The 12,220-nt window shown below is 60.5% G+C and carries 9 protein-coding genes; 4 read left to right on the plus strand and 5 right to left on the minus strand.

Going from position 1 to position 12,220, the window contains the following annotated elements; all coding sequences use genetic code 11:
- The first annotated feature begins 47 nt into the window (after positions 1 to 47).
- Positions 48 to 3,674: a hydantoinase B/oxoprolinase family protein gene (locus FHX06_RS14565; RefSeq protein ID WP_183879810.1), complete on the plus strand. Its 3,627-nt coding sequence runs from the start codon at positions 48 to 50 to the stop codon at positions 3,672 to 3,674.
- Positions 3,675 to 3,698: 24 nt separating this feature from the next.
- Positions 3,699 to 4,229, plus strand: coding sequence for a winged helix DNA-binding protein (locus FHX06_RS14570; RefSeq protein ID WP_183879812.1), 531 nt, complete (start codon positions 3,699 to 3,701; stop codon positions 4,227 to 4,229).
- 123 nt (positions 4,230 to 4,352) lie between these two features.
- Here the strand turns inward: FHX06_RS14570 and FHX06_RS14575 are convergent, their stop codons facing one another.
- Genes FHX06_RS14575 through FHX06_RS14595 form a run of 5 tightly spaced genes read right to left on the minus strand, consistent with a single transcriptional unit; the run spans position 4,353 to position 10,321 of the window.
- Complete coding sequence (locus tag FHX06_RS14575; RefSeq protein ID WP_183850430.1) at positions 4,353 to 5,867, minus strand: ABC transporter substrate-binding protein; 1,515 nt, start codon at positions 5,865 to 5,867, stop codon at positions 4,353 to 4,355.
- A gap of 19 nt (positions 5,868 to 5,886) precedes the next feature.
- A complete protein-coding gene (locus FHX06_RS14580; RefSeq protein ID WP_183879814.1) occupies positions 5,887 to 7,596 on the minus strand; it encodes a dipeptide ABC transporter ATP-binding protein in 1,710 nt (569 codons plus the stop codon).
- A complete protein-coding gene (locus tag FHX06_RS14585) occupies positions 7,593 to 8,444 on the minus strand; it encodes an ABC transporter permease (RefSeq protein WP_113210219.1) in 852 nt (283 codons plus the stop codon). The genes FHX06_RS14580 and FHX06_RS14585 overlap by 4 nt, the downstream gene beginning before the upstream one ends.
- Positions 8,441 to 9,379 carry an ABC transporter permease gene (locus FHX06_RS14590; protein WP_112969131.1) on the minus strand — a complete coding sequence of 313 codons (939 nt, stop codon included), beginning with the start codon at positions 9,377 to 9,379 and terminating at the stop codon, positions 8,441 to 8,443. Before FHX06_RS14590 ends, FHX06_RS14585 begins: the two co-directional genes overlap by 4 nt.
- Positions 9,380 to 9,430: 51 nt before the next feature.
- Positions 9,431 to 10,321 (minus strand): proline iminopeptidase-family hydrolase, encoded by an 891-nt coding sequence (locus FHX06_RS14595; RefSeq protein ID WP_113210220.1) that lies wholly within the window; start codon positions 10,319 to 10,321, stop codon positions 9,431 to 9,433.
- A 121-nt stretch (positions 10,322 to 10,442) separates the two neighbouring features.
- Here FHX06_RS14595 and FHX06_RS14600 point away from each other — a divergent pair, with 121 nt between their 5' ends.
- Positions 10,443 to 11,225 carry a helix-turn-helix transcriptional regulator gene (locus tag FHX06_RS14600; RefSeq protein ID WP_112546327.1) on the plus strand — a complete coding sequence of 261 codons (783 nt, stop codon included), beginning with the start codon at positions 10,443 to 10,445 and terminating at the stop codon, positions 11,223 to 11,225.
- Between the two features lie 66 nt (positions 11,226 to 11,291).
- Positions 11,292 to 12,194 (plus strand): proline iminopeptidase-family hydrolase, encoded by a 903-nt coding sequence (locus FHX06_RS14605; RefSeq protein ID WP_113202049.1) that lies wholly within the window; start codon positions 11,292 to 11,294, stop codon positions 12,192 to 12,194.
- Positions 12,195 to 12,220: the final 26 nt, after the last annotated feature.

The following is a 12,220-nucleotide window of genomic DNA, read 5'->3' on the forward strand; positions in this document are numbered from 1 at the left end:
TATCGATAATTTCTTAGTGATATTGGAAACGAACGGCGGAGGCGATTTTGTCGGGCATTGCGGCTGGTAGCTGGGACTTCTGGATCGACCGTGGGGGCACCTTCACCGATATCGTCGGGCGCGACCCGTTCGGTGCACTCCACGCCCGCAAAGTGTTGTCTGAAAACCCGGAAGCCTATCGCGATGCGGCTGTGCACGGCATTCGCCTGCATCTCGGCCTGACCGCGGATGAGCCGATCCCGGCCGGGCTGATTGGCGAGGTCCGCATGGGCACAACCGTTGCCACCAATGCGCTTCTGGAGCGCAAGGGTGAACCTCTGGCGCTTGTGACGACGAAGGGTTTTCGCGACGCGCTACGCATCGGCTATCAGGAGCGCAAGAAGATCTTTGCGACGGAGATCGTCAAGCCGGAAGCGCTCTATCAGGATGTGGTCGAGCTCGAAGAGCGTGTACTGGCTGACGGTACCGTCGAGACAAAACTCGACGAAGCCGCGACCGAAGCAGCACTCCGCGATCTGCGAGGCAAGGGTTACCGCGCCGTCGCCATCGTCTTCATGCACGCCTACAAATATCCCGCACACGAGGCAGCGGCCGCGCGCATCGCGCGCGCCATCGGCTTCGAGCAGGTTTCCGTCAGCCATGAAGTCTCGCCGCTGATCAAACTGGTCGGTCGTGGCGATACGACTGTTGTCGATGCCTATCTTTCGCCGGTGCTCGGCCGCTATGTGCGTCAGGTCTCCGATGAGCTCGACGTCGCGAGAACCGGTGCGCGCGTCATGTTCATGATGTCTTCGGGCGGGCTTACGGCAGCCGATATGTTTCAGGGCAAGGACGCGATCCTGTCCGGCCCGGCCGGCGGTGTGGTCGGTCTTGCCAAGACCGGCGAGCAGGCAGGTTTCGGCCACGTAATCGGCTTCGACATGGGCGGCACCTCGACTGACGTCGCGCATTTCGACGGTGAATATGAGCGTGCTTTCGAAACGGAAGTGGCGGGTGTGCGCGTTCGTGCACCGATGATGCTGATCCATACCGTGGCGGCCGGTGGCGGCTCTATCCTGCATTTCGAAAGCGGCCGTTTCCGCGTCGGGCCTGATTCCGCAGGCGCTTTCCCAGGCCCCGCCTGCTACCGTAATGGCGGGCCGCTTGCGGTGACCGATGCCAACGTCATGGCCGGCAAGCTGCTGCCCGATTTCTTCCCGACGATCTTCGGCCCGAACCAGGACCAGCCGCTCGATATCGAGACGGTACGGCAGAAATTCGCCGTGCTTGCAGCGGAGATCGGTGACGGACGCAGCCCGGAAGAGGTGGCCGACGGTTTCATCCGCATTGCCGTTGCCAATATGGTCGAGGCGATCAAGAAGATTTCCGTCCAGCGCGGTTATGACGTGACGCGTTACGCATTGAACTGCTTTGGCGGTGCCGGCGGCCAGCATGCCTGCCTGGTGGCTGATGCGCTCGGTATGAAGAGCATACTTCTTCACCCGATGTCCGGCCTGCTCTCGGCCTATGGCATGGGCCTTGCCGATATCCGCTCCACCCGCCAGAAGGCGCTCGGCGTGCCGCTCGATGCGACCGCACCGGCAGCGATGACAGCGCTTGGCAGGGAGTTGCAGGGGGAATGCCAGCCTGAACTTGTGGCGCAGGGCGTCGAGGCCGGCAAGATCAAGACGGTGTTGCGTGCCCATATCCGCTATGCCGGCACCGATACGCTGCTCGCCGTCGAGGCACTGTTCCCGCAGGATGACGACGCGGCGCGCCTGCGCAGGGAATTCGAGATCCTGCATAAGCGCCGCTTCGGCTTCATCGCCGAAGACAAGCCATTGGTCGTGGAAGCCGTCGAGGTGGAATGCATCGGCGGTGCGGCCGCCGAAATCGACGTTGATCGTGGCGAAGCGGCTGAGGGCGAGGCATTGCCCATCCGACGCACCCTGTTCCATTCGCAGGGCGAAAGCCATGACGCGGCGGTCGTCATGCGCGATGGCATTCAGCCCGGCCAGACCGTGACCGGACCGGCCATCATCATTGAGCCGAACCAGACCATCGTCGTGGAAGACGGCTGGCAGGCGAAGCTGACGGCGCACGATCATATCGTACTCGCCCGCATCAAGGCGCTGCCGGAGCGCACGGCGATAGGAACCAAGGCCGATCCCGTCATGCTGGAGATCTTCAACAATCTTTTCATGTCGATTGCCGAGCAGATGGGCGTCACGCTGCAGAACACCGCCTATTCCGTCAACATCAAGGAACGGCTGGACTTCTCCTGCGCGGTCTTCGATGCGGACGGCAATCTCGTCGCCAATGCGCCTCATATGCCGGTTCATCTCGGTTCCATGGACGCGTCTGTCGCCACTGCCATCCGCGAAAATCCGGTCATTCATCCGGGCGACGTCTTTCTGATCAATGCGCCCTACAATGGCGGCACGCATCTGCCCGATCTCACCGTCTGCACGCCCGTCTTCGACGATGCCGGCACACGCATCCGTTTCTGGGTGGCGAGCCGCGGGCACCATGCCGATATCGGCGGTATCTCCCCAGGCTCGATGTCGCCTCTCGCGACGCATATCGAGGAGGAAGGCGTCTACATCGACAATTTCAAGCTGCTCGATCGCGGCAAATTCCGCGAAGACGCTCTTGCGGATTTGCTTACTGGTGCGCGTTATCCAGTGCGCACGCTGGCGCAGAACGTCAACGACCTGAAGGCGCAGGTTGCCGCCAATGAGAAGGGCGTGGCGGAACTGAAGAAGATGATCGCGCTCTTCGGCGAGGACGTGGTCGACGCCTATATGGGTCATGTGCAGGACAACGCCGCCGAAAGCGTGCGCCGTGTGCTCGACCGCCTGCCAGATGGCGAATTTTCTTATGAGATGGATCAGGGCTGCAAGATCGTCGTCAGGATTTCCATCGATCGGGAAAAACGCGAAGCAACCGTCGATTTTACCGATACCTCAGCGCAGCGCTCCGACAATTTCAACGCGCCGGCGCCGGTGACGCGCGCTGCCGTGCTCTATGTTTTCCGGGTGCTGGTCGAAGCCGATATTCCGATGAACGCCGGCTGCCTGCGGCCGATCCGCATCGTCATTCCCGATGGCACCATGCTGACGCCCGTTTATCCGGCAGCCGTCGTTGCAGGCAATGTCGAAGTCAGCCAGGCCGTTACCAATTGCCTGATCGGTGCCGTCGGCGCCATGGCCGCGGCCCAGGGCACGATGAACAACCTGACCTTCGGCAACGACAAGTATCAGTATTACGAAACCATCTGCTCCGGCGCGCCGGCAGGCCCGGGCTTCAACGGTGCGGATGCCGTGCACACGCATATGACCAATTCGCGCCTCACCGATCCGGAAATCCTGGAGAGCCGTTTCCCCGTTGTGCTCGAGGACTTCCATATCCGGCCAAATTCCGGTGGCCGCGGTCAGTGGCATGCCGGCAACGGCACGCAGCGGACGATCCGCACGCTCGAGAAGCTGGAATTCGCCGTTCTCTCCGGTCATCGCCGCGTGGCACCGTTCGGGCTGAAAGGCGGCGAAGATGGACAGACCGGCCGCAACTACGTTCGCCGAAACGACGGTACGATTGATGAACTGATCGGTGCTGCCCACACGGTGTTGGAAGTGGGTGAGGCCTTTACTGTCGTGACGCCAACTGGCGGCGGGTACGGACCGAGAGATGCCTGAGCAATTGGGATGGAAGTGCGTTCAATGGAAAAATCGAAAGAACAAAAGGCGCCCCGCGATCTGATCGTCTCGTCGGCCCATCTGGCACTCGGCAGCTCGCCGGCTCTTTCGGAGCTCGAATACGGATCGGTCCTCTTTTCTCACGCGTTTAATCGCTGGATGGTGCGCTGCATGGCTGCCGCCGGGGTGCCCAGTCTGTCGCCCGTCGAGATCCTTATCATTCACTCGGTTCGCCATCGCGGCCGGCCGAAGACATTGTCCGACCTCTGCCTCGTGCTCGATATCGAAGACACTCATGTCGCCAACTACGCGGTAAAAAAGCTTGATGCGGCCGGCCTCGTCAAAACCGGAAAATCCGGCAAGGAAAAAGTCATCCAGGTCACCGACAAAGGCCTGGCGGCGCTGACGCGATATTCGGAAATCCGCGAGCGGCTTCTGGTCGAGGCGACGAAAGTGTCGGGACTATCGCAGGAGGATTTGTCCGGTATCGCCTCCCACCTGAGAGCGCTCTCGGGCTATTACGAGCAGGCGGCAAGATCAGCGGCGACCTTATGATCGAAACCGCCGAAAGCGGAGGCGGCGCCATTCTCTCGGCTCTCTAACCGGGCCCGGATATCCGCTCCCTTGTCAAAAGCGTGCTCTGCCTTGAAAGGCGGAGCACGCTAGCAAGGTCGGGGCTCAGTTCTTGACCGTGTCTTCCAGGAAGAAGCGGCCGAGCGGGTTCTGATAGAAGTTGTCGATGTTCTTGCGCGCGACGTTGATGTAGGGGCTGTAGTAGAGATCGATCCAGTTGACGTCGTCCTTGGCGGTCTTCTGCAGGTCGATATACATCTGCTCGCGCTTTTTCGGATCGAGTTCCAGGCGGGCCTTGGCGACCAGCTCCTTCACGGCATCGTTCTTGTAGTTCGTCATGTAGTTGTTGTTGGAATCGTGGCCGAGCACGAAGGTCGTCTTCTGGTCCGGGTCGAGAATGTCGTTGGTCCAGTAATTGACCGAGATATCGTAATCGCCGGCAACCGTCATGTCCCATTCCTGGCTGGGATCGACCTTCTGCAGGTTGGCGGTGATGCCGGCCTTGGCGAGCTGCTGCTGCACCAGCACGGCGGTCTGTTCGTCCACTTCGTCGCCGGCGCGGATCAGGTAGTTCAGCGTCAGGTTGGTGACGCCGGCGTCGGCCAGCATCTTCTTGGCCTTTTCTGGGTCATAGGGGCGCTGCAGATTGTCGGCGTAATGATAGAGCGCGCCCTTCGGAACGTAGGAATTGGCGACCGTGCCCTGGCCGAAGGTGACGGCATCGACGATTGCCTTCTTGTCGATTGCGATGTCGAGCGCCTGGCGTACTTCCTTCTTGGCGAGATCGCCATGGGCATGGTTGATCAGCAGATGGTCCTCACGGGTCGAAGGATCGGCCAATACGTTGAGGTTGGCGTCCTTCTTCAACTCCTCGACGCGCGAAAAGGGCACGAAGATCGCCGCGTCGAGCTGGCCTGCCTGCACGTTCAGCATGCGGGTATTGTCGTCAGGCACCGAAATCCATTCGACGCCGTCGAGCTTTACCCGGTCCGCCTGCCAGAAATTCGGGTTCTTCTTGAGGATGATGCGGTCGCCGCGGCGCCATTCCTCTACGGTGAAGGCGCCAGACGAAATGGGCTTTTCAGCGTAGGCGTCGGCCCCCATGGATTCGATGCCGGCCTTGGAAATGACGGAGGCATTCGGCAGTGCCAGCGTCGACAGGAAGGGCGCGGAAGGGTTCTTGAGCTTGATCGTCAGTGTATGCGGATCGCTTGCGACGGCCGTGTCGATGACCTTATAGGAATCGCTCCAGAGCGAGCCTTGATCGTCGCGGATACGCAGCAGGCTGAAGGCCGCGTCTTCCGCCGTCAGCGGCGAGCCGTCGGAGAATTTCGCATCGCGGATCTTGAAGACATAGGTCAGTCCGTCGTCGGACGCCGTCCAGCTCTCGGCCAGGCCGGGCTCCAGCTTTGTGCCGGTCTTGTCGACGCGGATCAGCACGTCATAGACGTTGGAGAAGACCCAGTTGTCGATATTCTGCGCCGTTTTGATCGGGTCGAATGTCGTAGAATCTTCGCGACGGCCGATGGTGAGCACACCTGCGGCTTCGGCATAGGATGCACTGAGCGTCAGGCCCGCAAGAAGTGCTGCAAGCCCGATTGATTTCCATCTGGTGATCATGCGTTCGTTCCCTTCGTTGTTATGGCATGCGTTTGACGGGTAGTGCCGGCATCGATTGCAGCTCGTCTTCCAAGCTGGCGCTGCTCAGAAGCGGCTTGTCCGGATCGATATCGGGAATGGCGGCGATCAGCGCCGCGGTATAGGGATGTTTCGGCCGCGCAAAGACCTCTTCCGAGAGGCCTTCTTCGACGATCTCGCCACGATACATGACGACCACGCGTTCGCAGAGATTGCGCACGATCGCCAGATCATGGGCGATAAACATCAGCGTCAGGTTCATCTTTGCGGTGAGATCACGGAAAAGCGCGATGATCTGTGCCTGGATCGTGACGTCGAGGGCCGCAACACATTCGTCAGCAATGATGAGCTTCGGATCGACAGCGAGCGCCCGGGCAATCCCGGCGCGCTGGCACTGACCACCGCTCATGCTGCGGGGTTTGCGATTTGCAAACTCTCGCTCCAGCCCGACAAGATCGAGTAATTCGCCGATCCTCTCCGGAATGGCCGATGCCGGCACCTTGCCCTGCACCTTCAGCACCTCGGCAAGCATCTGCCCGATCGTGAGGCGCGGATTGAGTGCGTTATAAGGGTCCTGAAAGACCATGGCCGTCTCGCGCCGCAGCTTTGCGAGACCGGCGGCCCGCTGCTGCGCGAGATCGATCCCTCCGAAGGACACATGGCCTGAGGAGATCGGCGTCAGCCCTAGCACGGCGCGTGCGAGTGTGCTCTTGCCGCTGCCGGATTCGCCGACGATGCCTATGGTTTCGCCCGGCATGACCTGCAGGCTGACACCGGAAACGGCGCTTACCGTATTGGCACTGCTCTTGAACAGGCTGCCACCAACCTTGAAACGCACATGCAGGTCGTCGATCTCGAGAAGCGGCTTGGTCGATGCCGCCGAAGACGCGAGCAGCGGCTCCGGCATTTGCGCCTCGTCCGGCATGGAGGGATGGCTGTTGATCAGATTGATGGTGTAGGCGTCCTGCGGCCGGGAGAGGATCGTCCGTTTCGGCCCCTGTTCAAGCAGCTTGCCGTTGCGCATGACGGCGATGCGGTCGCAGGTCTGGGCGACGATGCCGAGATCGTGGGTGATGAGGATGATCGACAGGCCGCGCTTTTCTCGGATCTCCAGCAAGAGTTTCAGGATCTGCGCCTGGATCGTCACGTCGAGTGCCGTCGTCGGCTCGTCGGCGATCAGGATCTTCGGGTTGCAGGAGAGCGCCACGCCGATCATGGCGCGCTGGCGCATGCCGCCGGAAAACTCGTGCGGATAACTGTCATATTGGCGACCGGGATCGGGAAAGCCAACCTGCGTCAGGATCTCGATCGCCGCCGCCCGTGCTTCCTTGGCGCCGAGCCCTTGATGATAGCGGATGCCCTCGGAAATCTGGTCGCCGATGCGCATGACCGGATCGAGATGGCTCGTCGGGTTCTGGAAGATCATGCCGATCTCGCCGCCCCGAACTTCCAGCATCTCGGCTTCGCTTGCCGTCGTCAGATCACGCCCTTCGAGCAGGACGGCGCCGCCCTCGATCTTGATCAGAGAGGAGGGCAATAGCCGGACGAGCGAACGGCAGAGCAGGCTCTTTCCCGAGCCGCTCTCACCAACCAGGCCGAGGATTTCGCCCTTGGCGAGATCAAGCGAAACATGGTCGATCAGCGTCCGCGCGCCGCTATCGAGATGAACCCTGACTGTCAGGTCACGGACGGAAAGGACCGAAGCGCTCATTCGTGAACTCCGAGAAGTTCGCCGAGCGCATCACCCAGCATGCTGAAGCCGAAGGCGAGGCAGACGATGGATAGGCCTGGGAAAAGCGTGATCCACCATGCCGTTGTGATGAAGCTCTGCCCTTCCGCGACCATGACGCCCCACTCGGCGAGCGGAGGCTGCACACCGAGGCCGAGATAGCTGACGGCCGCGCCGCTGAGCAGCACCAGTGTGGCATCAGACATGGAAAAGACGATGGAGCCGGCAATGGCGTTCGGCAGAAGGTGGCGGAACATGATCCTGAAACGGCTGAAGCCGAGGCTGACGGCCGCGACCGCGTAGTCACTGCTTTTCAGGACCAGCATCTGGGCGCGGATGAGGCGTGCATAGGAGACCCAGCCGACCAGCGCCATGGCAATGTAGAAACTGCTGAGGCCCGGGCCGAGAATGGCGATGATCGACAGCATCAAGACAAGAAACGGGAAGGCGAGAATGATATCGACGAGGCGCATGAAAACCGCATCGACGATGCCGCCGAAGAAGCCGGCGATGGTGCCGACCGTCGTGCCGATCAGGAACGGGAAGATCACGCCGATGACGGCGATCTGCAGGTCGATGCGGGCGCCCCATATGACGCGCGAAAGTATGTCGCGGCCGAAATTGTCCGTGCCGAAGAGATGGGCGAAGGAGGGCGACTGTAGCCGCACATCGGCATTCTGCAGGATCGGATCATACGGTGCGACCAGTGGAGCGGCGATTGCCAGGAGCAGAAAGAACAAGAGAATGCCGGCGCCGATGACGAGTGTCAGCCGGCGGCCGAGGAAACGGCGCCAGGCGACCGGAGAGGGAGTAAAGGCCTCGACGCTCATAGCTTCACCCTCGGATCGACAGCGACGGTGACGATATCGGCAATGAAATTGACGAGCACGGTGGCGCAAGCAAATGTCATCGCTACACCCTGAACGACCATATAGTCGCGCGAGAAAATGGCGCGCACCAGCAATTGCCCCATGCCCGGCAGGGCAAAGACGCTTTCCACGACGACGGTGCCGCCGATCAGCCAGCCAATGTTGACGGCCAGAAGATTGATTGTCGGTACCAGCGAATTCGGCAGGACGTGGCGCCAGAAGACGACACTCTCAGGCATGCCGCGGGCGCGAGCGGCTGTCGCTACATCCGATTTCAGGGATTCGATCATCGCGGAGCGCAGGCTGCGGGTCAGCACCGTCGAGAGCGACAACGCAACGGTCAGCGCCGGCAGGATGAGATGAGAGAGCTTGTCGGTAAATGTCGTGCCGTAGCCGGAGACGGGCAGGACGCCGAGTTCGACGCTGAAAAAAATGATCAGCATCAGGCCGAGCCAGAAAGGCGGAAAGCCGATCCCGAATGTGGAGATGACGCGTACTGCATGATCAGGCGCGCGGCCAGCGTTGCGAGCTGCAATCGCCGACATCGGCACGGCGATCAGGATCGACAGGATGACGCTTGTCAGTACCAGCGCGATCGTCGGCTCGATGCGCGTGGCGATCAGCGGAAATACGTCGATCTTGTAGAGGATCGACTTGCCCATCTCGCCATTCGCGAGGTTCTTGAGGAAGTAAAAGTATTGCAGCCACATGGGCTGATCGAGGCCGTATTGGGCGCGGATATTGGCAAGAGCCGTCGGTGTTGCCCGCGTGCCGAGAATGTTGCGGGCGGGATCGCCGGGGATCAATCGCACCAGGATGAAGGTGATGACGCTGATGCCGAAGATAACGGGCAGAAACTGGACCGGCCGGGTCAGTATGAATTTATAGCGATGCATGGCGGCGCTCGCCCCCTTGTCTCCGGCGGGTTCCGATCACCTGATCTTGCATCAGCTTGCCCTGTGCCGCGATAGAAAATCGACCAGTGCGGGATAATATTCGTGCGGGTTTTCGTAGAACGGCATGTGGCTGGCGTTTGCGAAAACCTTGAGTTCGGCATTTGGCAACGCAAGCTTCATGCGCAGCGCGCAGGCCGGCGTCAACTCGTCATGTTCGCCCGTCGTAATCAATACCGGCGCCTTCACCCGCGGCAGGTCGGGAATACGGTTCCAGTCCTTCAGATTGCCGATATAGAGAAATTCGTTCGGCCCCTGCATGGTCTCATAGGGACCCATGTTCCAGTCATCCAATGAGCGGCGCACCGGCGCCGGCCAATCCGGCAGGCGGCAGACGTGGCGATAGTTCAGGATGGTCACGGCCGCGAGATATTCCGGATGATTGTAGGTTCCTTGCGCCTCATGCTTCTGCATCATCGCCACCGTCTCAGGCCCGAGGGCGGCCCGGAGCCGCTCCAGCTCCAAGATCAGATGCGGCATGTCGGCGACGGTGTCTTCGAGGATCAGCGTCTGCAGGTTTTCCGGATAGGTCAGTGCATAGTCGATCGCGAGCCAGCCGCCCCAGGAGTGGCCGAGCATATGGACTTTACCGAGACCCAGCGCCTTTCGCACCGTCTCGGTTTCTTCGACATAGCGGCCGATGGTCCAGAGCGATGCGTCGGTCGGCCGGTCGGAGGCGCCGGTGCCGAGCTGGTCGAAGGCGACAACGCGGTAACCCTTGTCGATGAGACAGGAATGAGCCTCGCGCAGATAGTCGCAGGGCAGACCCGGGCCGCCGTTCAGGCAGAAAACAGTCTCGCTGCCGGTTCCGAAGCTGTAGGCAATTACCTTGTAGCCGTCGACTTCAATCTCATGTCGTGCCTCAGGCTCGATTTCACGCCACATTCACCGCTCCGGCAGAAGATTTCGCTTGCTCAATAATTGGGCATGGCTAAATTTTTATCCGAAACGACGCTCTTCGCCAGCTATAAGAAGTGATAGGGTGGGGAACCACCGGGAGTCCGCCATGCTTGACGAAATCGGAACGATCAGACGGCAGTTCTCAGCCCATCAGACGCTGGACGGGCGTATCGATCAGGTTTTCGCGGCGATGAAAGAGATCGGTTTCGAGGCCCTGATCTACGACTACACGCCGGTGCCTTATGACATCGACGGAGGGATCATGATTCCGTCGATGTTAAAGCTGCGCAATATCTCCGAAGATATGCGCGAATACTGGTTCGACCGCGGCTATTTCCGCATCGATCCGGTGCAACAGGTGGCCTTGCGCACCTCGGCGCCCTTCTTCTGGAACTATGACAGGGACGCCGACACTCTGATCAACCGCTTCATGAGTGACGACACGGCGCCGGTGACGCGTTTCCTCAACGAGCGCGACATGTCGACGGGCGTGACGGTTCCCGTCCATATGCCGCGCGGCGATTATGCGACTGTGACCGGCATCCGTTTCGGCGTTGACAGCGATTTCGAGCACCACGCACTACGTTATATCGCCGATTTCAATCTCCTGGCCCATGTCTTCCATGAGGCCGCCTATTCGCTTTTCGACGCTGAGGCGCTGCGGGTCGGCAAGGTCCGTTTGACAGAGCGGGAGCGGGAATGCCTGCGCCATTCGGCAGAGGGACTTTCGGCCAAGGAAATTTCGCGCATCATCAATCGTTCCGTGCCGACGGTCGTCATGCATCTCAATGCGGCGGCCAAGAAGCTCGGCGCCCGCAACCGCACGCAGGCAGTGGTGCGCGCCACTCATTACCGGCTGCTGGAAGACCGCCCATCCTATAACTTCTAATAGCTGCCTTCGGCTTTTCGGCCACGTTATGCTTTTCCATCATTGCCCTAAAGGATGGAGATATAAGTGGCCGCAGTTTCGACGAAGGAAGGTTTTCTGCCGTTTCGCGAATATCAGACCTGGTATCGCATAACCGGTTCGCTCGATTCCGGCATGTTGCCGCTTGTCGTTGCCCATGGCGGCCCCGGCTGCACGCATGATTATGTCGATTCCTTCAAGGGTATTGCGGAGCTCGATGGCCGCGCTGTCATCCACTACGATCAGCTTGGCAACGGCAATTCCACGCGACTACCCGACAAGGGACCGGATTTCTGGACGCCGGCGCTCTTCCTCGAAGAGCTCGATGCGCTCCTGAAACATCTCGGCATTCAGGATCGGTATGCCTTCCTCGGCCAGTCCTGGGGCGGCATGCTTGGCGCCGAACATGCGGTGCGCCGGCCAAAGGGCCTGAAGGCGCTCGTCATCGCCAATTCGCCAGCCAACATGCATACCTGGGTGGCCGAGGCGAACCGGTTGCGCGAAGAGCTACCGCAGGCGGTGCAGGACACGCTTCTGAAACACGAGGAAGCCGGAACCATCACCGATCCGGACTATATTGCTGCCTCGCGCGTCTTTTATGACCGGCATGTCTGCCGGGTTTCTCCCTGGCCGCCGGAAGTCGCGCGCACTTTTGCGATCATGGACGAGGACAATACCGTCTACCGCAACATGAACGGTCCGACTGAATTCCACGTCATCGGTACGATGAAGGACTGGACGATCGAAGGTCGGTTGCCGCTTATCGAGGCGCCCACGCTTCTGATCTCTGGCAAATATGACGAGGCGACTCCGCTCGTCGTCAAACCCTATGTCGATCATGTGCAGGGTTGCGAATGGGTGCTCTTCGAGAATTCCAGCCACATGCCGCATGTCGAGGAACGCGAGCTTTGCCTGGACGTTGTTTCTGCCTTCCTTACAAGGCACGATTGATCGCGCCCCGCGGCCGGCGCCGACGG

It is taken from the genome of Rhizobium sp. BK512, from assembly GCF_014194915.1.
In the GTDB taxonomy this organism is placed as follows: Bacteria; Pseudomonadota; Alphaproteobacteria; order Rhizobiales; family Rhizobiaceae; genus Rhizobium.

Bases quoted from the DNA above. Each gene is read 5' to 3' on its own strand.
- FHX06_RS14590 (WP_112969131.1), bottom strand. From the start codon at position 9,379: ATGCATCGCTATAAATTCATACTGACCCGGCCGGTCCAGTTTCTGCCC.
- FHX06_RS14580 (WP_183879814.1), bottom strand. From the start codon at position 7,596: ATGAGCGCTTCGGTCCTTTCCGTCCGTGACCTGACAGTCAGGGTTCAT.
- FHX06_RS14600 (WP_112546327.1), top strand. From the start codon at position 10,443: ATGCTTGACGAAATCGGAACGATCAGACGGCAGTTCTCAGCCCATCAG.
- FHX06_RS14575 (WP_183850430.1), bottom strand. From the start codon at position 5,867: ATGATCACCAGATGGAAATCAATCGGGCTTGCAGCACTTCTTGCGGGC.
- FHX06_RS14585 (WP_113210219.1), bottom strand. From the start codon at position 8,444: ATGAGCGTCGAGGCCTTTACTCCCTCTCCGGTCGCCTGGCGCCGTTTC.
- FHX06_RS14595 (WP_113210220.1), bottom strand. From the start codon at position 10,321: ATGTGGCGTGAAATCGAGCCTGAGGCACGACATGAGATTGAAGTCGAC.
- FHX06_RS14570 (WP_183879812.1), top strand. From the start codon at position 3,699: ATGGAAAAATCGAAAGAACAAAAGGCGCCCCGCGATCTGATCGTCTCG.